Annotated in this window: 26 protein-coding genes; 7 read left to right on the top strand and 19 right to left on the bottom strand. The window is 74.6% G+C overall.

Annotation, left to right across the window (positions count from 1 at the left end):
• Nucleotides 1-24 precede the first annotated feature (24 nt).
• Nucleotides 25-750, top strand: a complete 726-nt coding sequence (locus tag VMI11_00130) for a PIG-L deacetylase family protein (protein HTY70810.1) — start codon at nt 25-27, stop codon at nt 748-750.
• A gap of 24 nt (nt 751-774) precedes the next feature.
• Here VMI11_00130 and VMI11_00125 read toward each other — a convergent pair whose 3' ends face one another.
• The 3 genes from VMI11_00125 to guaA form a co-directional block, all read right to left on the bottom strand.
• Nucleotides 775-1,533 (bottom strand): SDR family oxidoreductase, encoded by a 759-nt coding sequence (locus tag VMI11_00125; GenBank protein ID HTY70809.1) that lies wholly within the window; start codon nt 1,531-1,533, stop codon nt 775-777.
• 75 nt (nt 1,534-1,608) lie between these two features.
• Nucleotides 1,609-2,931 carry a hypothetical protein gene (locus tag VMI11_00120; protein ID HTY70808.1) on the bottom strand — a complete coding sequence of 441 codons (1,323 nt, stop codon included), beginning with the start codon at nt 2,929-2,931 and terminating at the stop codon, nt 1,609-1,611.
• A 107-nt stretch (nt 2,932-3,038) separates the two neighbouring features.
• Nucleotides 3,039-4,610: a glutamine-hydrolyzing GMP synthase gene (guaA, locus tag VMI11_00115; GenBank protein ID HTY70807.1), complete on the bottom strand. Its 1,572-nt coding sequence runs from the start codon at nt 4,608-4,610 to the stop codon at nt 3,039-3,041.
• A gap of 116 nt (nt 4,611-4,726) precedes the next feature.
• On the opposite strand from guaA, the gene VMI11_00110 reads away from it, so the two are divergent.
• The 3 genes from VMI11_00110 to VMI11_00100 all read left to right on the top strand — a co-directional run bounded on the left by VMI11_00110 (nt 4,727) and on the right by VMI11_00100 (nt 8,694).
• Nucleotides 4,727-6,448, top strand: coding sequence for an ABC transporter ATP-binding protein (locus VMI11_00110; protein HTY70806.1), 1,722 nt, complete (start codon nt 4,727-4,729; stop codon nt 6,446-6,448).
• The gene (locus VMI11_00105; protein ID HTY70805.1) at nt 6,445-8,229 is read left to right on the top strand and encodes an ABC transporter ATP-binding protein; all 1,785 of its coding nucleotides are present in this window, start codon (nt 6,445-6,447) and stop codon (nt 8,227-8,229) included. The genes VMI11_00110 and VMI11_00105 overlap by 4 nt, the downstream gene beginning before the upstream one ends.
• 81 nt (nt 8,230-8,310) lie before the next feature.
• Entirely contained in the window at nt 8,311-8,694 is a 384-nt protein-coding gene (locus VMI11_00100; protein ID HTY70804.1) for a DUF5684 domain-containing protein, read from the top strand.
• A 12-nt stretch (nt 8,695-8,706) separates the two neighbouring features.
• On the opposite strand, the gene VMI11_00095 is transcribed toward VMI11_00100, so the two are convergent.
• The 5 genes from VMI11_00095 to VMI11_00075 form a co-directional block, all read right to left on the bottom strand.
• Entirely contained in the window at nt 8,707-9,825 is a 1,119-nt protein-coding gene (locus VMI11_00095) for a GuaB3 family IMP dehydrogenase-related protein (GenBank protein HTY70803.1), read from the bottom strand.
• Between the two features lie 9 nt (nt 9,826-9,834).
• Nucleotides 9,835-11,334, bottom strand: coding sequence for an IMP dehydrogenase (guaB, locus tag VMI11_00090; GenBank protein HTY70802.1), 1,500 nt, complete (start codon nt 11,332-11,334; stop codon nt 9,835-9,837).
• 51 nt (nt 11,335-11,385) lie between these two features.
• Complete coding sequence (locus tag VMI11_00085) at nt 11,386-12,000, bottom strand: response regulator transcription factor (GenBank protein ID HTY70801.1); 615 nt, start codon at nt 11,998-12,000, stop codon at nt 11,386-11,388.
• A gap of 56 nt (nt 12,001-12,056) precedes the next feature.
• Nucleotides 12,057-12,971, bottom strand: coding sequence for a hypothetical protein (locus VMI11_00080; GenBank protein HTY70800.1), 915 nt, complete (start codon nt 12,969-12,971; stop codon nt 12,057-12,059).
• 187 nt (nt 12,972-13,158) lie between these two features.
• Nucleotides 13,159-14,091 carry a MerR family transcriptional regulator gene (locus VMI11_00075; GenBank protein ID HTY70799.1) on the bottom strand — a complete coding sequence of 311 codons (933 nt, stop codon included), beginning with the start codon at nt 14,089-14,091 and terminating at the stop codon, nt 13,159-13,161.
• A 142-nt stretch (nt 14,092-14,233) separates the two neighbouring features.
• Between VMI11_00075 and VMI11_00070 the strand changes: the two genes are divergently transcribed.
• Nucleotides 14,234-14,533, top strand: a complete 300-nt coding sequence (locus VMI11_00070; GenBank protein HTY70798.1) for a WhiB family transcriptional regulator — start codon at nt 14,234-14,236, stop codon at nt 14,531-14,533.
• Nucleotides 14,534-14,721: 188 nt separating this feature from the next.
• Here the strand turns inward: VMI11_00070 and groL are convergent, their stop codons facing one another.
• Both groL and groES read right to left on the bottom strand, forming a co-directional pair.
• Nucleotides 14,722-16,365, bottom strand: coding sequence for a chaperonin GroEL (gene groL, locus VMI11_00065; protein ID HTY70797.1), 1,644 nt, complete (start codon nt 16,363-16,365; stop codon nt 14,722-14,724).
• Nucleotides 16,366-16,522: 157 nt separating this feature from the next.
• On the bottom strand, nt 16,523-16,813 hold the full coding sequence (gene groES, locus VMI11_00060; protein HTY70796.1) for a co-chaperone GroES: 291 nt from the start codon (nt 16,811-16,813) through the stop codon (nt 16,523-16,525).
• Nucleotides 16,814-17,047: 234 nt separating this feature from the next.
• On the opposite strand from groES, the gene VMI11_00055 reads away from it, so the two are divergent.
• Nucleotides 17,048-18,280 carry a methyltransferase domain-containing protein gene (locus tag VMI11_00055; protein HTY70795.1) on the top strand — a complete coding sequence of 411 codons (1,233 nt, stop codon included), beginning with the start codon at nt 17,048-17,050 and terminating at the stop codon, nt 18,278-18,280.
• Nucleotides 18,277-18,906, top strand: a complete 630-nt coding sequence (locus VMI11_00050) for an acVLRF1 family peptidyl-tRNA hydrolase (protein ID HTY70794.1) — start codon at nt 18,277-18,279, stop codon at nt 18,904-18,906. Before VMI11_00055 ends, VMI11_00050 begins: the two co-directional genes overlap by 4 nt.
• A gap of 45 nt (nt 18,907-18,951) precedes the next feature.
• On the opposite strand, the gene tsaD is transcribed toward VMI11_00050, so the two are convergent.
• Genes tsaD through VMI11_00005 form a run of 9 tightly spaced genes read right to left on the bottom strand, consistent with a single transcriptional unit; the run spans nt 18,952 to nt 26,263 of the window.
• Nucleotides 18,952-20,001 carry a tRNA (adenosine(37)-N6)-threonylcarbamoyltransferase complex transferase subunit TsaD gene (gene tsaD, locus VMI11_00045; protein ID HTY70793.1) on the bottom strand — a complete coding sequence of 350 codons (1,050 nt, stop codon included), beginning with the start codon at nt 19,999-20,001 and terminating at the stop codon, nt 18,952-18,954.
• Entirely contained in the window at nt 19,998-20,462 is a 465-nt protein-coding gene (gene rimI / locus VMI11_00040) for a ribosomal protein S18-alanine N-acetyltransferase (GenBank protein HTY70792.1), read from the bottom strand. The genes tsaD and rimI overlap by 4 nt, the downstream gene beginning before the upstream one ends.
• Nucleotides 20,459-21,127: a tRNA (adenosine(37)-N6)-threonylcarbamoyltransferase complex dimerization subunit type 1 TsaB gene (gene tsaB / locus VMI11_00035; protein ID HTY70791.1), complete on the bottom strand. Its 669-nt coding sequence runs from the start codon at nt 21,125-21,127 to the stop codon at nt 20,459-20,461. The genes rimI and tsaB overlap by 4 nt, the downstream gene beginning before the upstream one ends.
• A 10-nt stretch (nt 21,128-21,137) precedes the next feature.
• The gene (gene tsaE / locus VMI11_00030; protein ID HTY70790.1) at nt 21,138-21,641 is read right to left on the bottom strand and encodes a tRNA (adenosine(37)-N6)-threonylcarbamoyltransferase complex ATPase subunit type 1 TsaE; all 504 of its coding nucleotides are present in this window, start codon (nt 21,639-21,641) and stop codon (nt 21,138-21,140) included.
• Complete coding sequence (locus VMI11_00025; protein HTY70789.1) at nt 21,641-22,204, bottom strand: uracil-DNA glycosylase; 564 nt, start codon at nt 22,202-22,204, stop codon at nt 21,641-21,643. The genes tsaE and VMI11_00025 overlap by 1 nt, the downstream gene beginning before the upstream one ends.
• Nucleotides 22,201-23,268: an alpha/beta hydrolase gene (locus VMI11_00020; protein HTY70788.1), complete on the bottom strand. Its 1,068-nt coding sequence runs from the start codon at nt 23,266-23,268 to the stop codon at nt 22,201-22,203. Before VMI11_00020 ends, VMI11_00025 begins: the two co-directional genes overlap by 4 nt.
• On the bottom strand, nt 23,265-24,419 hold the full coding sequence (gene alr / locus VMI11_00015; GenBank protein HTY70787.1) for an alanine racemase: 1,155 nt from the start codon (nt 24,417-24,419) through the stop codon (nt 23,265-23,267). Before alr ends, VMI11_00020 begins: the two co-directional genes overlap by 4 nt.
• A gap of 28 nt (nt 24,420-24,447) precedes the next feature.
• Nucleotides 24,448-25,908 (bottom strand): NAD(P)H-hydrate dehydratase, encoded by a 1,461-nt coding sequence (locus VMI11_00010; GenBank protein ID HTY70786.1) that lies wholly within the window; start codon nt 25,906-25,908, stop codon nt 24,448-24,450.
• A gap of 4 nt (nt 25,909-25,912) precedes the next feature.
• Nucleotides 25,913-26,263 (bottom strand): holo-ACP synthase, encoded by a 351-nt coding sequence (locus VMI11_00005; protein HTY70785.1) that lies wholly within the window; start codon nt 26,261-26,263, stop codon nt 25,913-25,915.
• Nucleotides 26,264-26,434: the final 171 nt, after the last annotated feature.

Here is a 26,434-nt window from a genome sequence, read left to right as displayed (position 1 = left end):
CCTGACCGCGCCCTGCCTGGAAGGATGCCGGTGCTCGACGACGCCTCGATCGAACGGGCCCTCGTGGTCACTGCCCACCCCGACGACGTCGACTTCGGTGCCGCCGGGACCATCGCGTCCTGGACCAGGATCGGCATCGAGGTGACGTACTGCGTGATCACCGACGGGGACGCCGGCGGCTTCGACCCCGACGTGCCCCGTGCGCACATCCCAGGAATCCGCCGGGCCGAGCAGACGGCGGCGGCCGCCGCGGTCGGCGTGCACGACGTCCGCTTCCTCGGCTATCCCGATGGCCGGCTCACGGTGACGCAGCAGCTGCGCAGCGACCTGTCGCGGGTCATCCGAGAGGTCCGCCCGCAGCGGGTCCTGCAGCAGTCCCCGGAGCGCAACTGGCAGCGCATCGGCGCCTCCCACCCGGACCACCTGGCGGCCGGGGAAGCGGCCATCTTCGCCGTGTACCCCGACGCGCGGAACCCCTTCGCGCACCCCCACCTGTCCGAGGAGGGGCTCGAGGCCTGGCGCGTGCCCGAGGTCTGGGTGATGGGTGGCCCGAGCCCGGACCATTACGTCGACATCACCGAGACCTTCGCGGCCAAGCTCGAGGCCCTGCGTTGCCATGTCTCGCAGACCGCTCATATGGGCGAGGGTCTGGAGGCCCGACTCCGGCAGTGGGGCGTGGCGAACGCCACCGCCGCCGGTTTACCGGAGGGGCACCTCGCCGAGAGCTTCCTGGTCGTGTCGACGCCGTGAGGCTCGACGCGCGTGCGCGCGGGTTCACATCCGCAGGTACGACGCCCCGTTGAGGTCGAGCACCGCTCCGCTGGCCCACTGGGCCGCGCCTGAGGCGAGGTAGACGACGGCGGCTGCCACCTCCTCAGCGGTGCCGATCCGGTCCAAGGGGCTCTCGGCGGCGCGCCGGAGGGCGCCGTCCCCGGCGAGCGCGTCGGCGGCCATGGCGGTCGCCACGAAGCTGGGCGCGACGGTGGTCACCGCAATCCCCATCGGGCCCAGGGCTCTCGCGAGGGACTGGCCCAGCGCGACCAGACCGGCCTTGCTGGCGCCGTAGGCCGGGCTGCGCGGCTCCCCACGGAAGGCGCCCCGCGACGAGACGTTGACGATGCGACCGGTGCCGTCCCGAGGCAGGTGACGAACAGCGCACCAGGTGACGTTGGCCGCGCCGACGAGGTTGACCCCTACGACGTCGCGCCACGAGGCCTGCCACTGCTCGTAGTCGACCTCGTCGATGTGGTGCGGCACGAACACGCCGGCGTTGTTGACGAGGACGTCGAGCCCACCCATGGCCAAGGCCGCCGCGTCCACCATGCGGCGTACGGCCGCGGGGTCGCGCAGGTCCGCCTGGACGACGACGTGGCCCTGGCCAGGGAGCGAGGCGAGCACGTCCTCGGCGGCGGCTCGGCCGGCACCGCAGTGCACGGCCACCACGTCACCGCGGTCGGCGAAGGCACGGCACACCGCCGCCCCGATCCCCCCTGAGCCGCCCGTGACCAGCACCCGGCGCGGCGAGGACGTCACGGACCACAGTCTGCCGGGCCGCCCGGCGGCCCGGTCTGGGCGCCTGGCGTTCGTCGTCTCTGGTGTCGGGCCGGCTCAGGCCAGGGAGTCGGTCAGCTCGGTCCCAGCAGCGGACTCGACCACTGCCGGCTCCCCCGACGTAGCCCCGTCGGGCACGTCCGGGTCTGCACCCTCTGGCTCGGCCGCCGCAGCCGGGAGCGGCTGCCCGAACGGCTGCGAGCGGCTCGGCCACGCGAACAGCACGATGATCGGGAGCAGCAGGGCGAGACGAAGCAAGCACAGGCCTTGCGTCAGCGCCGTCACGGGCGAGAGGGCCTTGACGTCCGCCACGCTCTGCACGAGGAGGAACGCTGCCGTCAGCGTGGTGAGCCACGGCCAGCGCCAGCGGGTCGCCACGACGTCGACCAGGAAGGCCCCGAGGACGAGACCGACCGTGTAGTACGACCAGGTCTGCGGGTCGGTCAGCATGCGGGTCGCGACGACCGCCAGCACGATCGCCGGCCAACGGCCGTAGCGGACCACCAGCCACCCGACGAAGATCATCGTGAGCAGCTGGAAGGCGCGCAGGCCGCCGTCGGTGCGCGCGAACCCCAACAGCCGCGCGGTGGAGTCGGCGGTGGTGATGTACACGACGTTCCCGGTGGCGCGAAACGTCGTCGGATCGGCGACGACGAACGGCACCCACCACACCGCGGCGCTCGCCATCGCGAGCAGCGCCGCGTGGGAGCGTCGCGCCCTGGGTAGGAGCAGGAGCAGGAACCAGAAGGCCACCGCCCACGGCTTGCCCGCCGCGGCGATCCCGAGCAGCAGCGCCGCCGCCCACCACCGGCCGCGCAGCACGAAGCCGGTGGCCCACAGGGTGAAGGTCAGTGCGATGGCGTCGTCGAGGTGCATCCAGTAGGTCGCGAGCACCGCCCAGGCGGGGAGCACGAGCAGCCCGCCCCACAGCGTCATCCGGCTGACCCGGTCCGCCGCCACCCCGACCAAGCCGGCGATCCGCTCGATCAGCCACAGGGCCCACACCCCGAGACCGCACATGACGACCGCGGCGACGATCTTGCCCTGCTGCGGGGGCAGGAGCTGGGTCGGCACGGCGGCGAGCAGCGGCGGCGGCCCGATCTGCAGGCGCGGGAACCACGTGTAGAGGTGCAGCGGACCGCCCTCGATCGGGGTGTAGTGCGAGGTCTTGAGTCCGGAGAGCATGCGGGAGCCGTACTCGAAGACCCACCAGTCGGTCGACAGCGTCTGCGGGCGGAAGACGAGGTAGCCGCAGGCGAGCGTCCAGGCGGTCAGCACCGCAAAGCGCCAGCGGACCAGCAAGCCGAGGGCGCGACGGCCCGCAGGGCGCTTCGCCCCCGGGTCCTCGGCGGGCGCGGCGGTGGCCAGACCTTGGTCCATGCCCGTCCATCGGCGCGTGGAGCCGACAGGTTGACCCCCGGCGAGCGGTCAGACGTATCGGACGCCGCGACGCCCGTACCGCCGGACCACCCACCAGCGCCGATGGATCACTCCCACTCGATGGTGCCGGGCGGCTTGCTCGTGACGTCGAGGACGACGCGGTTGACGGCGCGCACCTCGTTGGTGATGCGCGTGGAGATCCGGGCGAGCACGTCGTAGGGGACGCGAGAGAAGTCGGCGGTCATCGCGTCCTCCGAGGAGACCGGCCGCAGCACGACCGGATGGCCGTACGTCCTCCCGTCGCCCTGCACCCCGACGGAGCGGACGTCGGCCAGCAGCACCACCGGGCACTGCCAGATCTGCTCGTCCAGCCCGGCCGCGCTCAGCTCCTCGCGGGTGATCGCGTCCGCCTCGCGCAGGATGTCGAGCCGCTCCCGGGTCACCTCGCCGACGATGCGGATGGCCAGGCCCGGCCCCGGGAACGGCTGGCGCCCGACGATCTCCGGGGGCAGACCGAGCTCGCGCCCGACGGCGCGCACCTCGTCCTTGAACAGCGTGCGGAGCGGCTCGACCAGGGCGAACTGCAGGTCGTCGGGCAGCCCGCCCACGTTGTGATGGCTCTTGATGTTGGCCGTCCCGCTGCCGCCGCCGGACTCCACGACGTCGGGGTAGAGCGTCCCCTGGACGAGGAAGTCCACGCTCTCGCCGTGCGCCCCGGCGTCGGCGACCACCGCGCGCGCCGCACCCTCGAAGGCGCGGATGAACTCCCGTCCGATGATCTTGCGCTTCTGCTCGGGGTCGGCGACCCCGGCGAGCGCGGACAGGAAGGTCTCAGAGGCGTCGACCACCGTGAGGGAGACACCCGTCGCGGCGACGAAGTCGCGCTCCACCTGCTCCGCCTCGCCCTTGCGCAGCAGCCCGTGGTCCACGAACACGCAGGTGAGCTGGTCACCCACCGCGCGCTGGACCAGCGCCGCGGCCACCGCCGAGTCGACGCCGCCGGAGAGCCCGCAGATGACGCGCTTCCCGCCCACCTGGGCGGCGACCGCCTGCACCTGCTCCTCGACGATCGACGCGGTGGTCCATGACGGCTCCAGCCCCGCCACGTCGTACAGGAAGTGCTCCAGCACCCGCTGGCCACCCTCGGTGTGGGCGACCTCCGGGTGGAACTGCACCCCGGCCAGACCGCGACCGAGGTCCTCGAACGCCGCGACCGCGGCGCCGGCCGACGACGCGGTCACCGCGAACCCAGCCGGGGCCGCCACCACGGCGTCGCCGTGCGACATCCACACCGATACCAGCTCGGGGAGACCGGCCAGCACGCGCGAACCGGGGTCGGTGACGTGCAGCGGGGTGCGCCCGAACTCCGAGAGCCCGGTGCGCTCGACCGCTCCGCCGAGGGCCTGGGCCATCGCTTGGAAGCCGTAGCAGATCCCGAACACCGGGACGCCGGCGTCGAACAGCGCGGCGTCCACCTGCGGGGCGCCCGCCGCGTAGACCGACGAGGGCCCCCCGGAGAGGATCAGCGCGACCGGCCGCTTCGCCAGCAGGGCATCGAGCGGCATCGTCGAGGGCACGATCTCGCTGTACACGTGAGCCTCGCGGACGCGCCGCGCGATGAGCTGGGCGTACTGCGCGCCGAAGTCGACGACCAGGACCGGACGCGGCGTGAGGCTCACGGTGCCAGGGTATCCGCGCGCTGCCAACAGCCTTGCGGACCAAGGCGCCGGCCGGTCAACCGCCGGTCAAATCGGTTTCCGTCGGCGGGGTCCGCGCACGTAGCCTGAGGTACGCCATGCGTGCCCTCGACCGTCTCCCCGTGGACGACCCGGGCACACCGGACCTGTCCTCGCCGACCGCGCTCCTGCGCTGGCTCGCCTGGCAGCAGCGTCGCGTCCTCGGCCTGGGCGTCCTCTGGGGCTCGGTGTGGATGCTGGCGCAGGCGGCCGTGCCGGCCGCCCTCGGCGGTGGCGTGAACGCCGCATCGAGCCACGACAGGACCCAGCTGGCCGAGTGGTCGCTGCTCGTGCTGGCGCTCGGCGCGACCCAGGCGGCCGCCGGCATCCTGCGGCACCGGATGGCGGTCTCGAACTGGATCTACGCCGCCAGCCGGATCCAGCAGCTTGTCGCCCGCCGCGCCGCCCACCTCGGGGCGGACCTGCCCCGCCAGGTCGCCACCGGGGAGGTCGTCGCGGTCACCGCGAACGACGTGGAGCGCATCGGCTCGGCCATGGACGTGTGCTGCCGCTTCGCGGGGGCCGTCGTGTCGTTCCTGACCGTCGCCGTCGTGCTTCTGGTCAAGGAACCGACCCTCGGGGCGGTGGTCGTCGTGGGCGTCCCCGTGGTGGCCCTCGGCGTCACGCCGCTGATCCGCCCCCTGGAGCGGCGCGAGCGCGCGCAGCGGGCCCGCTTCGGGGAGGCGACCGCGATCGCCGCCGACACCGTCGCCGGGCTGCGGGTCCTGCGCGGCATCGGGGGTGAGGAGCTGTTCGTCGAGCGCTTCCACACCGCCTCGGACGAGGTACGACGCGCCGCGGTGCGCAGCGCCAAGGTTCGCTCGCTGCTCGACGCCCTGCAGGTCGCCCTGCCGGGGATCTTCGTCGTCGCGGTCACCTGGCTCGGCGCTCACCTCGCCCTGGAGGGCAAGCTCTCCGTCGGCGCGCTCGTCGCGTTCTACGGCTACACGGCCTTCCTCGTGCTGCCGCTCCGCACCATCACCGAGACCGCGCAGCGCTGGACGTCGGCGCGGGTGGCGGCGGCACGGACCATCGCCCTGCTCCTCCTCGAGCGATCCCTGCCCGAGCCGTCGGACGGCGTCGAGCTGTCGTCGTCCGCAGCGCGCGGGGGCGAGCTCGTGGACGCCGCGTCGGGCTTTCGTGCCCGGCCGGGGCGGATGAGCGCCGTCGTCAGCGCCGAGCCGCACGATGCCAGCGCCCTCGTCGACCGGCTGGGCCGCTACCTGCCGGGAGAGGTGAGCCTCGGTCGGGTGAGTCTCACCGACGTCCCCACCCCCCGTGTCCGGGAGCACGTTCTGGTCCAGGACAAGGACCCCGCGCTGCTCGCCGGGACGTTGCGCGAGAACCTCGACGTGCCCGGAGCCGGAGCGGTGCCGCTGGCTGATGCGCTCGGCGCAGCCGATGCCGATGACATCGTGGACTCCCTGCCCCAGGGGTTGGACACCGAGCTGCCCGAGCGCGGCCGGAGTCTCTCGGGGGGCCAACGGCAACGGGTGGCGCTGGCCCGCTCCCTGTACGCCGACCCCGACGTGCTGCTGCTCGACGAGCCGACCTCGGCCGTCGACGCGCACACCGAGGCGAGGATCGCGGAGCGGCTCGTGGCGCTGCGGCGCGGACGGACGACGGTCGTCACGACGACCTCGCCGTTGCTGCTGGACCGGGTCGACGACGTCAGCCTGCTCGTCGACGGTCGGGTCGCGGCCAGCGGGACGCATCGCGAGCTGCTGCACGGCGAGCCGGCGTACCGGCGCGTCGTGCTGCGCTCCGAGGAGGAGTCGTGAGAGCCCCGGCCGGAGTCGAGGAGCTGGTCGGCGATTCGGCGACGACGCTGCCGGTGGCGGCGCCGCCCGTCGTACGCCGCCACGCCCTCGCGCTCATCAACGCCCACCGTTCGGGCTTCGTCAAGGTCGCCCTGCTCAACGGGGTGGCCGCGCTCGCGGCCCTCGTCGGACCGCGCGTCCTGGGCGACGTGGTCGAGGGCGTTCGCGACTCCACCATCACCTCCAGCCGCATCAACCAGCTGGCGCTGCTGTTCGTCGTGGCGGTCGCCGTCCAGACCGTGTTCACCCGCCTCGCCCGGATGCGGGGGGCGATCCTCGGGGAGTGGATCCTCGCCGACCTGCGCGAGGAGTTCCTCGGGCGCGCGGTGGCCCTGCCGCTGGGCGCGGTCGAGCGCGCCGGGACCGGTGACCTGGTCACCAGGGCCACGACCGACGTCGACCGCCTGTCCTGGGCCGTCCGGCAGGCCGTACCCGAGATGGTGATCGCGGCCGTGACGGCGGTCCTCATCCTGGCGGCGCTGCTGCTCACCGCCCCCGTGCTCGCCGCCGCCTGGCTGGTGGCGGTGCCGCCGATCCTGCTCGCGAGCCGCTGGTACTTCCGCCGCGCGCCCCAGGCGTACTACGCCGAGCTCGCCGCCTACGCCTCGGTCAACGCCTCGCTCGCCGAGACCGTGGACTCGGGGCGAACGATCGAGGCGTTCCGCCTGGGTGATCGGCGGGTACGGCGTACCGACGACCGCGTCCGCCGCTGGGTGTCGTGGGAGACCTACACCCTGGGTCTGCGCTCGGTGTGGTTCCCCAGCGTCGAGGCGGCCTACGTCCTGCCGATCGCGGTCGTGCTGCTCGCCGGCGGACTGCTCTACATCGGCGGGCACGTCTCCCTCGCGCAGATGACCGCCGCCGTGCTCTACACCCAGATGCTCATCGAGCCGGTCGACCTGCTGCTCATGTGGTTCGACGAGCTGCAGACCGGCCAGGCCTCACTCGCCCGGCTGCTGGGCATCCACGAGGTGCCCGACCCCGAGGTCGACGCCTCCCAGGAGCCGGCCGGTGACGCGATCGAGGCCCGCAACGTGCGCTTCGCCTACCGCGGCGAGCGCGACGTCCTGCACGGCGTCGACCTCGACGTCGAACCCGGCTCGCGGGTGGCGGTCGTCGGGCCCTCCGGCGCCGGCAAGTCCACCCTGGGCCGGTTGCTCGCCGGCATCCACGGCCCGCGCACCGGGCACGTGACGATGGGCGGGGTCGCACTCGCGCGGATGCCGGCGGAGAAGGTCCGGCGGCACGTGGCGCTGGTGACCCAGGAGCACCATGTCTTCGTGGGCAGCATGCGCGACAACGTGCGGCTGGCCAAGCCCGACGCGACCGACGAGGAGGTCTTCGCCGCGCTTGAGGCGGTCGACGCCGCCGGCTGGGTCCGCGAGCTCCCCGAGGGACTGGACACGCGGGTGGGGGCAGGAGCGTGGAAGCTGACGCCGGCGCAGGCGCAGCAGATCGCACTGGCGAGACTCGTCCTCGCGGACCCGCACACCCTGGTGCTCGACGAGGCGACGTCGCTGCTCGACCCGCGCGCCGCACGGCACCTGGAACGCTCCCTGGGCGCCGTGCTGGACGGCCGTACCGTCGTCGCGATCGCCCACCGGCTGCACACCGCGCACGACGCCGACGTCGTCGCGGTGGTCGAGGGCGGCCGGGTCACCGAGTACGGCTCGCACGAGGAGCTGGTCGCCTCCGACGGTCCGTACGCCGCCCTCTGGCACTCCTGGCAGGACGCGGACTGACCGGCGGCCGCCGCGGCGCGCCTCGGCTGGATGGACCCACTCTGTCTGTGAGAATCGCGCCGAAGAGTTGGGAGGCTCGTCGTGAGCGGACTCGTCGGACTGATCCTCGTCGTCGCGGTGTACGTCATCGCGGTGCTCCCGCTGCTGCTGGTCTTCCGCAAGGCCGACCAGCCCGGGTGGGCGGCGCTGATCCCGATCTACAACATCTACATCACCCTCAAGGTGGTGGGCCGCCCAGGATGGTGGCTGATCCTGTTCTTCATCCCTCTCGTCAGCCTCATCATCTGGATCATCGTGGCCTACGACCTCGCCCGCAGCTTCGGCCACGGGGCCGGATTCACCGTGGGCCTGGTCCTGCTCAGCTGGATCTTCCTGCTCATCCTGGGGCTCGACTCCAGCCGTTACCTCGGCCCAGCCGCCGCCGGCCCGCCGGTCGGGGGCCCACCCGCTACGACCGCTATCTGACTGACGGGCGGCTCAGCGCAGGGCGCCGGAGACGGTGACCTCGACGCGCTGGAACTCCTTGAGGTCGCTGTAACCGGTCGTCGCCATCGCGCGGCGCAGGGCTCCGAAGAGGTTCATCGAGCCGTCGGCGCGCCGTGACGGTCCGAGCAGGATCTCCTCGAGCGAGCCGATCGTGCCGACCTGCACGCGCTCGCCCCGGGGCAGCGACGGGTGGTGCGCCTCGGAGCCCCAGTGCCAGCCGCGTCCCGGCGACTCCGACGCGCGGGCGAGGGGGGAGCCCATCATCACCGCGTCGGCTCCGCAGGCGACCGCCTTGGCGATGTCGCCGGAACGGCCGACGCCGCCGTCGGCGATGACGTGGACGTAGCGCCCGCCGCTCTCATCCATGTAGTCGCGGCGGGCGGCCGCCACGTCGGCGACCGCCGAGGCCATGGGGACCCGGACGCCCAGGACGTCACGCGTGGTGTGCGCGGCGCCGCCACCGAACCCGACGAGCACGCCGGCAGCGCCAGTGCGCATGAGGTGCAGGGCCGCGGTGTACGTGGCGCAGCCGCCCACGACGACCGGGACGTCGAGCTCGTAGATGAACTGCTTGAGGTTCAACGGCTCGGTGTGGGCGGAGACGTGCTCGGCCGACACGGTCGTGCCACGGATGACGAACAGGTCGACGCCGGCGTCGACGACGGTCTTCCACAGCTGGGCGGTACGCCCCGGCGACAGCGAGGCGGCCGCGGTCACGCCCGCGGACCGGACCTGAGCGATGCGCTCGGCCACCAGGTCGGGGCGGATCGGCGCGGCGTACATCTCCTGCATGCGCGCGGTCACCGACGAGTCGGTGGTCTGCCCGAGCTCCTCGAAGAGCGGCAGCGGGTCCTCGTAGCGGGTCCACAGTCCCTCGAGGTTGAGCACGCCGACGCCGCCGAGCCGCCCGATGGCGATGGCTGTCTCGGGCGAGACGACGGAGTCCATGGGGGCCGCGAGCAGTGGCAGCTCGAAGCGGTAGGCGTCGATCTGCCAGGCGATGGAGACCTCCTGGGGGTCCCGGGTGCGCCGGCTTGGCACGATCGCGATGTCGTCGAAGGCGTACGCCTGCCGCCCCCGCTTGCCGCGCCCGATCTCGATCTCGGTCACGCGGCGACCCTAGCGACCGTGGTAGTTCGGCGCCTCGACCGTCATGAGGATGTCGTGCGGGTGGCTCTCCTTGAGGCCCGCCGGAGTGATCCGGATGAAGCGGCCGCGCTCCTTGAGCTCGGCGATGGTGTGCGCGCCGACGTAGAACATCGACTGGTGCAGCCCGCCGAGGAGCTGGTGGACGACGGTGGACAACGGGCCGCGGTAGGCAACCTGCCCCTCGACCCCCTCCGGCACGATCTTGTCGTCGCTGGGCACGTCGGCCTGGAAGTAGCGGTCCTTCGAGTACGACTTCTTGCCGCGTGAGGCCATCGCGCCGACCGAGCCCATGCCGCGGTAGGCCTTGAACTGCTGACCGGCCACCAGGACGGTCTCCCCCGGGCTCTCCTCGCACCCGGCGAGCAGCGATCCCAGCATGACCGTGTCCGCCCCCGCCACCAGCGCCTTGGCGATGTCACCGGAGTACTGGACGCCGCCGTCGCCGACGACGGGTACGCCCGCCGGGCCGCACGCCAGCGCGGCCTCGCGGATCGCGGTGACCTGGGGTACCCCGACGCCGGCGACCACCCGGGTCGTGCAGATCGAGCCCGGCCCGACACCCACCTTGACGCCGTCGACGCCGGCGTCGACGAGCGCCTGCGCGCCTGCCCTCGTCGCGATGTTGCCGCCCAGGATCTGCACGTGGCGCGTGGCGGGGTCGGACTTGAGCCGACCGATCATGTCCAACATGAGCCGGGCGTGTCCGTTGGCGACGTCGGGGACCAGCACGTCGACGCCGGCCTCGACCAGGGTGGTGGCCCGCTCCCACGCGTCGCCGAAGTAGCCGACCGCGGCGGCGACGAGGAGCCGGCCGGAGGCGTCCTTGGAGGCGTTGGGGTACTGCTCGGAGCGGACGAAGTCCTTGACCGTGATCAGCCCGCCGAGGCGGCCCTGGGCGTCCACCAGCGGCAACCGCTCCAGCTTGTGCCGGCGCAGCAGGACGGTCGCCTCCTCGCGGCTGAGGCCGACCGGGCCGGTCACGAGCGGCGCCTTGGTCATGACGTCGCCGACGTAGGTGGTCCCCCACTCGGCCACCGGCACGAAGCGCAGGTCACGGTTGGTGATGATGCCCAGCAGGACCTGGTCGTCGTCGACGACCGGGAGACCGGAGACCCGGTAGCGCCCGCACGTCTCGTCCAGCTCGTCAAGGGTCGCCTTCGGCCCGATCGTCACCGGGTTGGAGATGATGCCGGTCTGCGTTCGCTTGACCAGGTCGACCTGATAGGCCTGGTCGGCGATCGACAAGTTGCGGTGCAAGACACCGATGCCACCTTCGCGGGCCATCGCGATCGCCATCCGCGCCTCGGTGACGGTGTCCATCGCGGCGGAGACGAGGGGCGCTCGGAGGGAGACCTCGCGGGTGAGCCGGGTGGTCGTGTCCACCTCGCTCGGGACGACGTCGGTCTCCCCGGGCAGGAGCAGCACGTCGTCGAAGGTGAGTCCGGTCTCGAGGACGAACGCGTCGCTCATGTCCTCGATGCTATGCGACGCGTCCCGTTCGCCCCGGGGGGCGAGCCCCGGCTAGCGCAGCAGGGCCCAGCGGTACCCGAGCGCCACCGCGTGGGCGCGGTCCGCGGCCCCCAGCTTGCGGAACAGGCGCCGCGCGTGGGTCTTCACGGTGTCCTCGGACAGGTACAGCTCACGCCCGATCTCGGCGTTGGAGCGACCCCGGGACATCCCCGAGAGCACCTGGAGCTCGCGCTCGGTGAGCACTGGCGGCATCCCCTCCACCGTCGGCCGGGGGCGGGCCGCCGCGGACTCGCGTCCCCGGCTTCGACTGAGCGCCTGCCCGACCGTCGCGATCAGCTCCTCGCGGGTGGCGTCCTTGCGCAGGTAGCCCCGGGCACCGGCAGCGACCGCGCGAGCGACCCCGTCGGTGTCCTCGGCGAGGGTGAGCATGAGCACCGAGGCCTCCGGGTGCACGGCCACCAGCCGTCGCAGCGCCTCCACTCCGCCGAGGCCGGGCATCCGCACGTCGAGCAGGACCAGGTCGGGCCGCTCGGCGGGATAGCGGTTGAGGACCTCCTCGCCGCTGGCGGCCGCAGTGACCCGGGTCACCCCGGGCAGCGCCGCCACCGCACGGCGCAACGACTCCCGGGCCAGCGGGGAGTCGTCGCAGACGCACACGGTGGTCACGATCTAGGTGTCGGCAGGAGGGGACCCCGACGTGAGCCCGGAAGCGACAGATCGCCTCAGCCGCCGAGCAGCGCCGCGACGTCCGGGCGAGCCAGCCACGGCCCGCGCAGGCTCTCGGGCAGGTCGTCGGCGATCTGCAGCACCGCGTTGCGCGCGGACGCCAGCGAGCGAGCGGCCTCCTTGGGGGCGCTCGCCTCGAGCAGAGCCCCGAGGAGAGCCCGGGAGGGCCAGAGCAGCGGCAGCGTGCCCAGCGACTCCGCCAGCGTCGCGGCGCGTCGAAGCGTCGTGATGGCCTCGGCGTTCTCGCCGGCGTGCACCTGGGCGATCCCCAGGAACAGCAGACTCTTGGCGACATGCCTGGGTGCCCGGGAGGACTCGGCCAGGCTGACGGCCCGCTCGGCGAGCTGGGCGGCGGAGCCGGGATCGGTCTCCAGCAGCGCCACCTCGGCGCGCACCCACAGCAGGCGGACCCGCTGGCGCCACCAGTCCGCCCGGCCCTCGGTCAGCGACGCCGCGCGCTCGACGTGACGGCGGGCGGTGGCGGCATCAGCGAGCCCCACCGCGTCCGCGGCCAGACCGAGGGCTGCGTCGAAGCAGGCCTCGGGTGAGTCGCCGGCCAGCCGTTCCGCCAGCTCGTCCAGCTCGGCGGCCACCGCGTGGCTGCCCAGCTGGCGCTGCACGCTGGCCGCCGTGGCGGCGGCGAGCGCCGCGAAAAGCCGCCGCTCGGCCGAGCCCGAGTGGGTCGTGGTCAGGGGCTCGAGGACCGTGAGCGCGCTGCCGTAGCGCCCCGCAGCGCCGAGGGCGACGCCGAGCAGCCATGCGGCCGCCGTGGCCTCGGCCGGGCGGCCGGCGGCTCGGGCCACCTCCACGGCCTGCTGAAGGGGCGTGATCCCGGAGACCGGGCGGCCGTGGAAGGCGGCGCGCTCGCCGGAGGCGAGCAGCCCCGCCAGTTCGCCCTCGACCGACTCCACGGATCCCACCTTCGGCTCGCACCGGCCGGCGGTTGACCGCCCGGTCCTGCGGCCCGCCCACGCCGCGACGTCGGCACCGCCTCGCGGCAGGGTACCGAGCGCGCCGCGACGGACCGTGGCGGCGCGTCGGTCGAGGCTCACCGCGGGTCGTCGGCCGGTGCCACGTCGCGACCCTCGCCGGGGCGTCTCAGGCGGCGGCGCGGATCACCGTGGTGACGGCCTCGACGAGGTCGTGGGCCCGCTGGACGCCCGGCGGCAGGGGCGAGGTCCAGCCCGGACCGCCCGCGACCACCGCGACCGGGGGACGCATCGCCGGCAGCGCCGCGAGGGCGTCCGGGTCGCCGGTGGCCTCCAGGCGCGACCAGACGAAGACGACGGCAGGCCCGGTACGGCGTACCGCGTCGAACAGCGCAGCGGTCGGTACCCGCATCCCGAGCAGGTGGGTGGCGATGTGCCGTTCAGCCAGCGCGGCGGCCAGCGCGTGGAGGGGCAGCACGTGCTGCTCCTCGTCGGCCGCGGCGAGCAGCACCGGCCGGGCGTTCAGCGGCCGCCGCGGAGACTCCACGGCGCCGGTCAACGCGGTGGCCACGCACGAGGAGAGCAGGTGCTCGACCTCGATCCCGCGCCCCGTCGCCTCCCAGCGGGCGCCGACGCTCACCAGGGCGGGTACCGCCAGGTGGTCCCAGGTCCAGACCACTCCACGTCGATGGATCGCCTCGCTCAGCACGCGCGCGGTCTGCCCGGCGTCGAGCGCCGACGCCGCGTTGACCAGCCCGCGGACCGCTCGCGACTCGGCGCGCATCGAGACCACCCGCGCGTCGGGCGGCGGAGCGAGCGCCTCCTCGGGGGCGGGGCCGTGGAAGTCGCGGGCGACCCGCGCGGCGTCCGCCGGCGCGACCCCCTCCATGGTCAGGCGGCGCATCACCTCGAGGCGGGCCACATCGTGGGGGCCGTAGCGGCGATGGGCACCCGCCGTGTGCGCGGAGGGACCAAGCGCGTAGCGGCGGTCCCAGGTCCGCAGGGTGGCCGGCGCCACCCCGAGCCGGCGGGCCACCGCGGCCACCGTCAGCGCGGGGGCGGAGGTCTCCGCCCCTGCGCCGGGCTGCGGGTCGGCGGACACACGCTCATTGTCCCGCCCCGAGCCGGCAGCGCACCCCGAAGCCGGAACGATCGCGTCATAAGTTGTTCATCTTTGGAAGTTGACTCGATCGTGGCTCGGTTATACGGTGCCATCGACGACGCCAAGACTCCAGGAGGCAGACATGGCGGACCTGTCCCGGCTCCCCGGGCCGAACGCCGACCTGTGGGACTGGCAGCTGCGGGGCGCCTGCCGCGAGGTGGAGCCCAGCGTCTTCTTCCACCCCGAGGGCGAGCGCGGCCCGGCCCGCCTGGCCCGCGACCGCGCGGCCAAGGCCGTGTGCGCGCGCTGCCCGGTGATCGACGCCTGCCGGACGCATGCCCTCGCCGTGCGGGAGCCGTACGGCGTCTGGGGCGGCATGACCGAGGACGAGCGCGAGCGGCTGCTCAGCCGGCGCACGCCCACCTTCGCGACGGCGTCCTGAGAGGTCCTGAGAGCAGCTCGCCCCGCACCGTGCCGGAGCCGGTGCGGGGCGAGCCCGACGCTCATCGCTGGCCAGACCCGCCCTGGGCCAGTCTCATGCGCCTGACCTCACTGGCCTGACCTCACTGGCCTGACCTCACTGGCCTGGCGTCCGCTGGGCTGAGCTCGCTGGGCGGTCCCAGTGCACCCCTAGTGGACGTGGCCGCCGGGACCGTGGGAGTGCCCGTGGCCGTGGCCGTCCCCGGCGTGCGCGTGCTCCTCGTCGTGCTTCTCCACGACGAGCGTCTCCGTGGTGAGCAGCATCGAGGTGATCGACGCCGCGTTCTCCAACGCCGACCGGGTGACCTTGACCGGGTCGAGGACGCCCGCCGCCACGAGGTCGACGTACTCACCGGTGGCCGCGTTGAGGCCATGGTCGTCGGGCAGGGCGCGTACCGCGTCCACGACGACGTAGCCCTCGAGCCCGGCGTTCTCCGCGATCCAGCGCAGCGGCTCGTCGATCGCGCGCCGCACCACGCCGACGCCGGTGGCCTGGTCCCCGCTCAGGCCGAGGTCACCGTCGAGGACGGTGGCGGCGTGCACCAGGGAGGCTCCGCCGCCCGCGACGATCCCCTCCTCGATCGCGGCCCGCGTCGCCGACACCGCGTCCTCGATGCGGTGCTTCTTCTCCTTCAGCTCCGTCTCGGTGTAGGCGCCCACCTTGATGACGCAGACGCCGCCGGCCAGCTTGGCGAGCCGCTCCTGCAGCTTCTCGCGGTCCCAGTCGGAGTCGGTGCCCTCGATCTCGGCACGGATCTGCGCGACCCGGTCGGCCACGGCCTCGGCCGCGCCCCCACCGTCGATGATCGTGGTGTCGTCCTTGGTGACCACGACCCGGCGAGCCGTGCCCAGGACGTCGAGGTCGACCTGGTCGAGCTTGAGCCCGATCTCGGGGGCGATCACGGTGGCACCGGTGAGGACCGCCATGTCCTGCAGCATCGCCTTGCGGCGGTCGCCGAACCCGGGAGCTTTGACCGCCGCCGAGGTGAACAGGCCACGGATCTTGTTGACCACGAGCGTCGACAGGGCCTCGCCCTCGACGTCTTCGGCGATGAGGAGCAGCGGCTTGCCAGCCTTGACGACCTTTTCGAGGATCGGCAGCAGCTCAGCGACGGAGGAGATCTTGCCCTGGTTGATCAGGACGTAGGCGTCCTCGAGGACCGTCTCCATGCGCTCGGCGTCGGTGACGAAGTAGGGGCTGATGTAGCCCTTGTCGAACTGCATGCCCTCGGTGAACTCGAGCTCGGTGCCGGCGGTGTTGGACTCCTCGACGGTGATGACGCCGTCCTTGCCGACCTTGTCGAACGCCTCGCCGATGAGCTCGCCGATGACGCGGTCTTGCGCCGAGATCGTCGCGACGTGGGCGATCTGGTCGTGGCCACTGACCTCGCGCGCGGAGGAGATGAGCCGACCGCAGACGGCGGCCACGGCCGCGTCGATGCCCCGCTTCAGCTCCAACGGCGTCCCGCCGGCGGCGACGTTGCGCAGGCCCTCGCGGACCATCGCCTGGGCCAGGACCGTCGCGGTCGTGGTGCCGTCGCCGGCGACGTCGTTGGTCTTGGTGGCGACCTCCTTGGCGAGCTGCGCTCCGAGGTTCTCGTAGGGGTCGTGCAGCTCGATCTCGCGGGCGATCGTGACGCCGTCGTTGGTGATCGTGGGGGCGCCCCACTTCTTGTCGATGACCACGTTGCGGCCGCGCGGGCCGATCGTCACCTTGACCGCGTCCGCGAGCGCGTTCACGCCGCGCTCGAGGCTGCGGCGGGCGTCGTCGTCGAACAGCAGGGTCTTGGCCATGGCGTGGAGGTCCTTCCGAACGTGGGTGCTGCCGGATGACGGGTCAGCGGGCGCGGTGGTGCGGCGCTCGCCCGGTGGGCGGGACGAGCGGCGCCCCGGCCACCGAGGTCGGCGGCCGGGGCGATGGCTCCTCGGTGCGGGTCGGCGAGGTCGAGCCTCAGCCGACCTTCGCGAGCAGGTCGCGGGCCGAGAGGATGAGGTATTCCTCGCCCTCGTACTTCACCTCGGTGCCGCCGTACTTGCTGTAGATGACCTTGTCGCCGACCTTGACGTCGAGCGGCAGGCGCTGGCCGTCCTCGAAGCGGCCCGGCCCGACGGCCAGGACCTCGCCCTCCTGGGGCTTCTCCTTGGCGGTGTCCGGGATGACGAGGCCGGACGCAGTCGTCTGCTCGACGTCGAGCGGCCGGACGAGGACGCGGTCCTCGAGCGGGGTGATGGAGACCGACACGGTGGTCTACCCTCCGTGAGCTTCGTGTGTGGGTATGCGGCTTGGTTGCCACCACCAGACCCTGCCGTCGCGGGGCCAGACCCTGGAGGTCGCTGGCACTTCCAGCCGGAGAGTGCCAACGACCAACCTAGCCAGGCCGTTAGCACTCCGTCAACCCGAGTGCCAGTGTGCCTGGGGTGGCTCCCCCAGGGTGGGCCGCTGCCGAACGGCGGAGGGGGGCGGCAGGCTGGGGGCGTGACCCCTGAGGACGTGGCCCTGCTGCGGTCCGCGGCGGCGGCGGACGTGCTGCGCGCGGCGACCGAGGCGTACGCCGGCGACGCCGAGCCCGACCTGTTCGGCCTCACCGAGCGGCTGCGGGCCGAGGGTCACGACCCGGTGCTGGTCGCTCTCGCCCTCACCCAGGGCCGCCTGCGCCGCCGGGCAGCCGTCCGCCTGGGTCCACGCGGGGGGCGCCTGCTCTGGACCCAGGAGACCCTGGAGCAGGCCACCCGGCCCGAGGTCGCGGCGCATCGCGCCACCCGGCTGGCCGGCTTCGCCCGGGTGGCCGACCTGTGCTGCGGGGCCGGGGCCGATGCGCTGGCCCTCGCCGACGCCGGTCCGCAGGTGCTCGCGGTGGACCGTGACCCGACCGTCGCGGCCCTCGCGGCCGCCAACGCGGCCGCCGAGGGCCATTCCGGCCGGATCACAGTGCGAACCGCCGACGTGACGACGCTTCGGCTCGCCGGGCTCGGCTGCGAGGCGGCGTACGTCGACCCGGCACGCCGTGCCGGCGCGCACCGCCGGCAGCAGCCGGAGACGTGGTCACCGCCCTGGTCGTGGATCGCCGACCTCGCCCGCGAGGTGCCGGCGACCGTCGCCAAGGTGGCCCCGGGCATCCCGCACTCGCTGATACCGCCGGACGCGGAGGGCGAGTGGGTGTCGGTGAGGGGCGAGCTGAAGGAGGCCGCCATCTGGCACGGGCCGCTGGCGACGGCCCGGCGCCGCGCCACCCTGCTGCCGGCAGGGACCGTGCTCACCGACGCTGACCTCCCGCCCTCGGTGGCGGTCGGTGCGGTGGAGGGGTGGCTGGTTGAGCCCGACGACGCGATCATCCGCGCGGGGCTGGTCGGCGCGGTCGCGCAGCGGCTGGCCGGTCACCTGCTCGACCGGCACATCGCCTATGTGACCACCGAGACCGAGCCCGACGCCCGCTTCGGGGCGGTGTTCGAGGTGCTCGAGGAGATCCCCTTCGCGCTCAAGCGGATGCGCGCCGTGCTGCGCGCCAGGGGAGTCGGCGACGTGGTCGTGAAGAAGCGGGGGGTGGGCGTCGCGCCCGAAGAGCTGCGCCGCCGGCTCGCCCTCGGCGGCGACGGCCCCATCGCGACGCTCGTGCTCACCCGTACCGAGGGCGGCCCGCTCGCGCTGCTGGTGGCGCGCTACGACCCGCCGCGATCAGGGGATCCGGCCGCCCTGGGGACGCCCCGATGACCCGTGCGGTCGAGGTCGACGCCGCGCGCCTGGCCGGCTGGATCGAGCGCTTCGTCGCCGCACACGGGGCGACGTCGACCGAGCTCGGGCCGTCGGGCGCGCTGCTGCGGGCGGAGGACGGCACCACGGCGAGGATCGACGTGGCGTTCCCGCCCCTGGTCGACGACGGTCGGGGGCTGGCCTGCCTGCTGGCCCACGTTCGGCGCCGCCGCCTCGTGGGTATCGCGCTGGCCCGCAAGGCGGGCTACCTCGTCGCGGTTGTCGACGGGGACACGGTCGTGGCGTCCAAGGTCGGGACGCGCCACGTCCAAGGCCGTTCGGCCGCGGGTGGCTGGTCCCAGCAGCGCTTCGCGCGCCGCCGGGAGGCGCAGGCACGCGAGTCGTACGCGGCCGCCGCCGACGCGACGGCGCTCGTCGTGCTCCCCCGCGTGGACCGCCTCGACGCGATCGTCCTCGGCGGGGACCGCGCCGCGCTCGCGGCCGTTCTCGCCGATCCGCGCCTGGCCGCCCTGGTCCCGCTGGTCGCCGAGCGGCGCCTGGACGTCGCGCAGCCGACCCGCCGCCTGCTCCCGGAGCTGCCGCGACGGCTCGCCCGCGCCCACGTCACCATCACCGACGCAACGTGACGCGCCGCACCCCGACCCGACCCGACGCGACCCCGACCCGCAACGTCAGGGCAGGAGGACCTCGGTGACCGGTAGCGCCGAGTCGGTCGGGTGGTCCAGGGCGGAAGGCGTACGTCCGCGCCGCACCATCTCGGACCCCAGCGCGGCGACCATCGCCCCGTTGTCCGTGCACAGCCCCGGGCGTGGGACGCGCAGCCGTACGCCGGCTCCGGCGCACCGTTGCTCGGCGACCACCCGCAGCCGGGAGTTGGCCGCGACCCCACCGCCGATGAGCAGCGAGTCGACGCCGTGCTCGGCGCACGCGAGCAGCGCCTTGCGGACGAGCACGTCGACCACCGCCTCCTGGAAGGCGGCCGCCACGTCGGCGACGGGCACCGCCTCCCCGTCCCGCTCCCGCTGCTCGACCCAGCGGGCCACGGCCGTCTTCAGCCCGCTGAAGGAGAAGTCGTAGCGGTGCTCGCGTAGGTCGGCCGGGCCGGTGAGCCCGCGGGGGAACGCGATCGAGTCCGGGTCTCCGTCGCGGGCGGCGCGATCGACGTACGGCCCTCCGGGGAAGCCGAGCCCGAGCAGCCGCGCCACCTTGTCGAAGGCCTCGCCGGCCGCGTCGTCGATGGTCCGGCCGAGCGGCTCCACGTCGCCGGTGACGTCGCGCACCAGCAACAGCGAGGAGTGGCCGCCGCTGACCAGCAGGGCGAGCGTCGGTTCCGGCAGCGGGCCGTGCTCGAGGACGTCCACGGCGACGTGGGCGGCGAGGTGGTTGACCCCGTACAGCGGCTTGCCCAGCGCGACGGCCAGCGCCTTGGCCCCCGCGTCACCGACGAGCAGCGCCCCCACGAGGCCCGGCCCCGCCGTGACGGCGATGGCGTCGACGTCGGCCAGCCCGACGCCGGCGGTGGCGCACGCCCGCTCGACGGTCGGCACGAGCGCCTCGAGGTGCGCCCGCGAGGCGACCTCGGGGACCACGCCGCCGAAGCGGGCGTGCTCCTCGACGCTGCTCGCGATCTCGTTCGCCAGCAGCGCTGTCCCGGCGACGATCCCGACCCCGGTCTCGTCGCAGGACGTCTCGATGCCCAGGACGAGCGGTACGTCGCTCACGCGGTCCCCGCCCCGAGCCGGCGGGCCATCACGACGGCGTCGCGTCCGGGCCCGTAGTAGCCGCGCCGGCGCCCCACGGCCGCGAACCCGTGCCGCTCGTAGAGGCGAAGCGCAGGCGTGTTGTCATCGCGGACCTCCAGCAGCACCCGGGCCGCCCCGCGCCGTCCGGCCTCCTCGAGCAACGCGGTCACCAGCCGGTCGGCGAGCCCGCTGCCGCGGCGGTCCGGGCGTACCGCCACCGTCTGGACGTCGGCCTCGGGCCCCGTGGCGAACAGGCCCGCGTAGCCAGCGATGCCGCCGTCCTCCTCGGCGACGACGTACCAGCGGGTCAGCGGCACCCCGGCGAGCTCGCTCCAGAACGCGGCGGCCGACCAGGGCAGGTCGGGGAACGCCTCCTCCTCCAGCGCAGCCAGCTCCTCGACGTCCCACCAGCGCATCGGACGCAGCGTGGCCGCACTCACGTGAGCACCGGTTTCGGGGAGTGCGGCTCGGCGGCGTCGGGCCGGCGCAGGTACAGCGGGCGCGGCGGCAGCAGCTCGATGGACGTGCCGGAGGCCGAGCCGGACAGCGCGGCGGCGACCAGCCCGGCCAGCACCGCCGCCCGTGGGTAGGTCGGCTCGATCGGCCGCGCGAACGCCTCGGGGTACCGGCGCGGGCCCTCCCCCGCCGCCGGCACCTCGCGCAGGCCCAGCCCGGCCGGGTGGCCGACCGCGGGGCCGGACGTCCGCGTCCCGCTCGGGTCGTAGGTCGCCCAGTACACCTCGCGCCGACGGGCGTCGGTGGCCACCGCGAACGGCTCGCCCCGGTTCGCGCCCGTCCGCGCCGCCTCGGCCGCGAGCACGTCGAGGGAGCACACGCCGTGCACCGGCAGGCGGCGGGCCGCGGCGAAGGCCACCGCGCTCACCAGCCCGACCCGAAGCGAGGTGTACGGCCCCGGACCTACCCCGCACGCCACGTCGGTGACCTCCGCCGGTCCGGCCTCCACGAGCAGGTCGCGCAGGAGGGGGGCGAGCAGCTCGCCGTGGCGGCGGGCGTCCAGGGCGTGGCGTTCGGCCACCATCCGCGTCCCGTCGTGCAGGGCCAGCGTCAGCTGCGCGGTCGAGGTGTCGAGGCCGAGGACGAGCACGACCGAAACCCTAGGCGCTGCCCTCGGGGCGGCCCTCCACCGCCGAGGCGAGGTCCTCGCCGCTCCAGCGAGGCCCGACCGCGTGCAGGCGTACCGTGCGGACCTCTCCCCCGGCCGCGCCGCGGGGGCGGACCAGCTCGATCTCCAGGCGGTCCTCGCTGAGCCCCTCGACCTTCCCGCCGCCCCACTCGACCACCGTCACCGACTCGGCCAGCGAGGCGTCCAGGTCGAGGTCGTCCACCTCGGCGAGGGAGGCCAGCCGGTAGGCGTCGACGTGCACGAGGGCGGGACCGCCGACGCGGCTGCGGTGGACCCGCGCGAGCACGAAGGTCGGCGAGGTCACCTCGCCCAGGACGCCGAGGCCCGCCCCGAGCCCTTGGACGAGGGTGGTCTTGCCCGCCCCCAGGTCGCCCCCCAGGACCACGAGGTCGCCGGCGCGCAGGCGGGTCGCCAGGCGCCGGCCGAGGGCCCGCATGTCCTGCTCCGTGGGCACCTCGAGCGCGACGTCGGCCACTACGCCGCCAGGAGGTCGGCCGCGATCGCCAGGTCGGCCGCCAGCGCGAGCGCGGGCTGCCCCGTCGGCCCGAAGCGCAGCGCCGCCGAGGGGTGGTAGGTCACGAGCACGCGGCGGCCCAGGGCCCGATGCGTCTCGCCGCGCAGCCGGCTGATGCGAGCGGCGGGCCCGAAGAACCACTGGGCGGCGGTGCCCCCGAGGGCCACCACGAGGGCGGGGTCCAGCAGGTCGAGCTGCGCTTCGAGCCAGGGGCGGCAGGCGGCCACCTCGGCACGGCGGGGGGCCCGGTTGCCCGGCGGCCGGCACTTCAGCACGTTGACGACGGCCACGTCCGCGCGCGCCAGCCCGGCCGCGCCGAGGGCCGCGTCCAGCCACCAGCCCGAGCGGCCCACGAACGGGACGCCGGCCGCGTCCTCGGCCGCGCCGGGCGCCTCGCCGAGCAGGACGAGGCGGGCCCCCGGCGGCGCGACGCCGGGCACGACCTGGGTGCGCGTCGCGACGAGCTCGGCGCAGGCCGTGCACCCGGCGATCCGTGCGGCCAGCCGGGACCAGGCCTCGCTCACGCGAGACCCCGCTGCTGCGCGAGCGTCAGCGAGCGGCGCAACAGCTCCCGGATCCAGGCCGTGACCTCGTCGGGGTACTCCAACAGGATCATGTGCCCGCCGGGCTCGACGACGCGGACGTCCGCCTCGGGAAGGGCCGCGGCGATCGCGTGCGTGTGCTCGACGGGGGTCATGAGGTCCTGCTGCGCGCCCACCACGAGGACCGGGCAGGACCGCAGCACCGGGAGCGCGTCGGTGCGGTCGTGGGCGTCGAGGGAGGGCAGGAACTCGGCCACGACCTCCAGCGGGGTCGCCGAGAGCATCTCCGCCGCGAACTCCACCAGTCCCGGCGGGACACGCGAGGCGAAGCTGTAGTAGCGGGTGAGCAGGTGTCCGAGGTCGCTGCCCGACTTGCGCCCACGCTCCACCAGGGCGGGTGCCCGCGACAACGCGGACACCACCAGCGGGGCGGCCCGGTGCACGACCTCGCCGAGCCGGCGGGGCAGGCCGAGCGGCGACTCCCCCACCCCGGAGGCCGACGTGGCGACCAGACCCACGCCCACCACCCGGCGCTCGAACACCTCGGGCCGCTGCTCCGCGAGCGCCATGATGGTCATCCCGCCCATCGAGTGACCGATGAGCACGACCGGTCCTTGCGGGGCCACGACGTCGAGCAGCTCGCCCAGGTCGCGTCCCAGTCGTTCGATGGTGTGGGTGCCCGCCTCGCCCCGACCGGCGCGGCCGTGGCCGCGCTGGTCGTAGAACACGCCGCGGACGTCGCCGGACAGCGCCTGACGCTGGAAGTACCAGCAGTCGAGGTTGAGCGCGTAGCCGTGGATGAAGATCGCGGTGAGCGGCGCGTACGCCGCCGTGGCGGCGACCTCGTCGATCTCGACGTACAGCTCGACCCCGTCGTCGACGGTGAGCAGCCGCGGGTCGGCGCGCCCCGCGTTCGGGCCGGTGATGGCGATCGCGCCGCCCGGCGGGCGCTTGACGAGCAGCCGCTCGCCGACCCAGCCGAGGGCGGCGCCGGCGGCCAGCACCCCGAGGCCGAGGCCCGCCGGCCCGGACATGCGCGGGCTCACGCCGAGCCGCCGAGGTGGACGCGCGGCACGCGGGGTCCGATCCGCGTCACGATCTCGTAGGAGATGGTGCCGGTGGCCCGTGCCCAGTCGTCGGCGCTGGGTTCCCCGCCGTCCCCTGGCCCGAAGAGGACGACCTCGTCGCCGACCGAGACCGGGTCGTCGCCCAGGTCGAGGACGAACTGGTCCATGCACACCGTGCCGGCGATCGTGCGTCGCGCCCCCGCCGCCAGCACCGGCCCGACGTTGGTCGCGTTGCGCGGGATGCCGTCGGCGTAGCCGAGGGGGACGAGCGCGGTCGTCGTCTCCCGGGTCGTGCGATAGCGGTGCAGGTAGGAGACACCGTGGCCGGGCGGCAGCCGCTTGACCAGGGCGATCCGGGCGCGCAGCGTCATCGCCGGGCGCAGCCCGAGGGTGTCGGCCGGGTGGTCGTCGGGCATCGGGGACAGGCCGTACACCGCGATGCCGGGCCGCACCAGGTCGAAGTGGGCGTCCGGCCGGGTCAGCGTCGCGGCGCTGTTCGCCAGGTGCCGCACCTCCGGGCGCAGCCCCTCGGCCTCGGCCAGGGCCACCGCCTCGCGGAAGGCCTCGATCTGCGCATCGGTGGTGGGGTGGCCCGGCGCGTCGGCGTACGCCAGGTGCGACCAGACCCCGCTGACCACCACCTCGCCGTCGGCCTGGGCCTTGGCGGCCCGCTCGACGAGGGCCGGCCAGTCGTGCACTGGTGCCCCCGCCCGTCCGAGGCCGGTGTCGACCTTGAGGTGCAGGCGCGCGGGCCGGCCGGCCGTCCGTGCTGCCGCGGCGATCTCCTCGACCGCCCACGGGGCGCTGACCGAGAGGTCGATGTCCGCGGCCACCGCCTCGGCGAAGGGGTCGCCCGGGTCGAGCATCCAGGCCAGGAGACGTCCGCCGTCCCCCGCGGCGCGCAGCGCGAGGGCCTCCTCGAGCAGCGCGGTGCCCAGCCAGGCCGCGCCCGCGTCCCGCGCGGCCCGGGCGGCGGGGAGCAGCCCGTGTCCGTACGCGTCGGCTTTGACGACGGCCAGCACCTCGGCCCGACCGGCGGCGCGGCGCAGCGTCGCCACGTTGGCGCGGATCGCCGCGAGGTCCACCACGGCCTCGGCCCGGTGGACCGGGTGTGTCGACGTCCCGCCCATCGGCGTCGAGTCTGTCACGCGCGGCGGCTCAGCCCAGGGAGGCGACCGCTCGGGGCAGTGCCTCGGCCAGCCGCGAGGCGGTGAGCGGGCCGCCGGCGGAGGCCAGGCGGGCGGCCAGGCCGTGCACCCACGCCGCGACCGAGCCGGCGTCCCGGGCGTCTCGGCCGGCGGCGAGCAGGGACCCGGCCACGCCGGTGAGGACGTCGCCCGAGCCGGCCGTGCCCAGCCACGCCGTCCCCGTGGTGTTGACCCGCACTGGTACCTCGCCGGGAGCGGCGACCAGGGTCGTCGACCCCTTGAGCAGCACGGTGGCCTCGAAGCGCTCGGCGGCCGCCCGCGCGTGCTCCAGCCGTCGCTGCTCGACCTCCTCGCGCCCGACGCCCAGCAGCCGGGCCAGCTCCCCCGCGTGCGGGGTCAGCAGCACCGCCCCCGGACCGCCCTCCCGACCACGCAGCAGGCCCGGGTCGGCGGCCAGCACGACCAGGGCGTCGGCGTCCAGCACCGTCGGCAGCCCCTCCGCCAGCAGCGCGCGTACCCCGGCCTGCTCCGCCCGTCCGGTCCCCAGGCCCGGCCCGGTCGCCCATGCCTGGACGCGGCCGACCCCGTGGGCGGGGTGCTCGGGCTCGACGTGGACGACGATCGCCTCTGGGTGGGCCATCCGGACGGCCACCGCCGCCCCCGACGTCGCGGCCACCCGGACGTAGCCGCAGCCCGCCCCCAGCGCCCCGGCCAGGCAGAGGACCCCGGCCCCGGGATAGGCGCTGGACCCGGCGTGGACGCCCAGCACGCCGCGGGCGTACTTGTCCCCTTGCTCCTGAGGCCACGGCCAGCGCTGCGCCACGTCCTCGGCCTGGAGTGCCTCGAGCGCGGCGGGGCCGGGCCTAAGGCCGATGTCCACGACGTCGACGATGCCGGCGTGGTCGGCCCCGGGGGCCACCAGCAGGCCGGCCTTGAGGCTGCCGAAGGTGACCGTGACGTCGGCGCGCACCGCCTCGCCGGGGACCTCGCCGGTGGTGGCGTCGACCCCGCTGGGTACGTCGACCGCGACCACGATGGCGGTCTGCGGGACGGCGGCCACGACCGCGGCGGCCTCGGGCCGCAGGCCGCCGCGGCCGCCGATGCCGAGGATGCCGTCGACCACGAGGTCGGCGCCGGCGAGGACGCCGGCGGCGTCCGCGGCGGAGCAGGGACGCCCGCCGGCCCGGCGCAGCGCCGCCAGGCCGGCCTCGTGCGCGCTCGCGCCCAGGAGCACGGCGTCGACGCGCGCCCCCCGCCGGGCGAGGGCGGCCCCCGCGTGCAGCGCGTCGCCGCCGTTGTTGCCGGCGCCGACGAGGAGGACCACGCGGGCGCCGTACACGCGCCCCAGCAGCGAGGCGCACCTGGCCGCCAGGCCGCCGGCCGCACGCGCCATGAGGGCGCCCTCGGGCAGGGCCTCGAGCAGCGGGGCCTCGGCCGCGCGGACCTGATCGGCGGTGTGGGCGGTGCGCACGCGCCTAGCCTTCCGCGACGACGACCGCCGAGGCGACCCCGGCGTCGTGGGTGAGCGTCACGTGCCAGGACGTGACGCCCCGGGCCCGGGCGGCCTCGGCGACGGTCCCGGTCACGGTGAGCACCGGCCGCCCGTCGCTCTCGTTACGGATCTCGCAGTCCTGCCAGGACAGGCCGTCCGGGACGCCGAGCGCCTTGGCCACCGCCTCCTTGGCGGCCCAGCGGCCCGCGAGGGACTCCAGCGGCAGGCCGCGCTCCGCCGGGGTGAACACCCGATCCAGGAACGACGGGGTGCGCTGGAGGACCGCCGCGAGCCGGTCCAGCGCCACCACGTCGGTCCCGATCCCGATGATCACGCCGCCACGCTACGACCCCACCCCCGACCTTTTCGAATGAACGCGGCGTTCCTCCAATAGGTCCGACTCAACGTCGCGTTCATTCGGGCAGGACAGAGGCGGGCGCGGTGAGGAGGTGGCCAGGCGGCGGTGCTGGGCTATTCGACGGTGACCGACTTCGCGAGGTTGCGG

It is taken from the genome of Actinomycetes bacterium (genome assembly GCA_035506535.1).
Lineage (GTDB): Bacteria > Actinomycetota > Actinomycetes > DATJPE01 > DATJPE01 > DATJPE01.
This window is presented reverse-complemented; position numbering and strand designations above follow the sequence as displayed.

Bases quoted from the DNA above. Each gene is read 5' to 3' on its own strand.
- VMI11_00130 (HTY70810.1), top strand. From the start codon at position 25: ATGCCGGTGCTCGACGACGCCTCGATCGAACGGGCCCTCGTGGTCACT.
- VMI11_00120 (HTY70808.1), bottom strand. From the start codon at position 2,931: ATGGACCAAGGTCTGGCCACCGCCGCGCCCGCCGAGGACCCGGGGGCG.
- alr (HTY70787.1), bottom strand. From the start codon at position 24,419: ATGGGCGGGACGTCGACACACCCGGTCCACCGGGCCGAGGCCGTGGTG.
- VMI11_00110 (HTY70806.1), top strand. From the start codon at position 4,727: ATGCGTGCCCTCGACCGTCTCCCCGTGGACGACCCGGGCACACCGGAC.
- VMI11_00070 (HTY70798.1), top strand. From the start codon at position 14,234: ATGGCGGACCTGTCCCGGCTCCCCGGGCCGAACGCCGACCTGTGGGAC.
- guaB (HTY70802.1), bottom strand. From the start codon at position 11,334: ATGAGCGACGCGTTCGTCCTCGAGACCGGACTCACCTTCGACGACGTG.
- VMI11_00050 (HTY70794.1), top strand. From the start codon at position 18,277: ATGACCCGTGCGGTCGAGGTCGACGCCGCGCGCCTGGCCGGCTGGATC.
- groL (HTY70797.1), bottom strand. From the start codon at position 16,365: ATGGCCAAGACCCTGCTGTTCGACGACGACGCCCGCCGCAGCCTCGAG.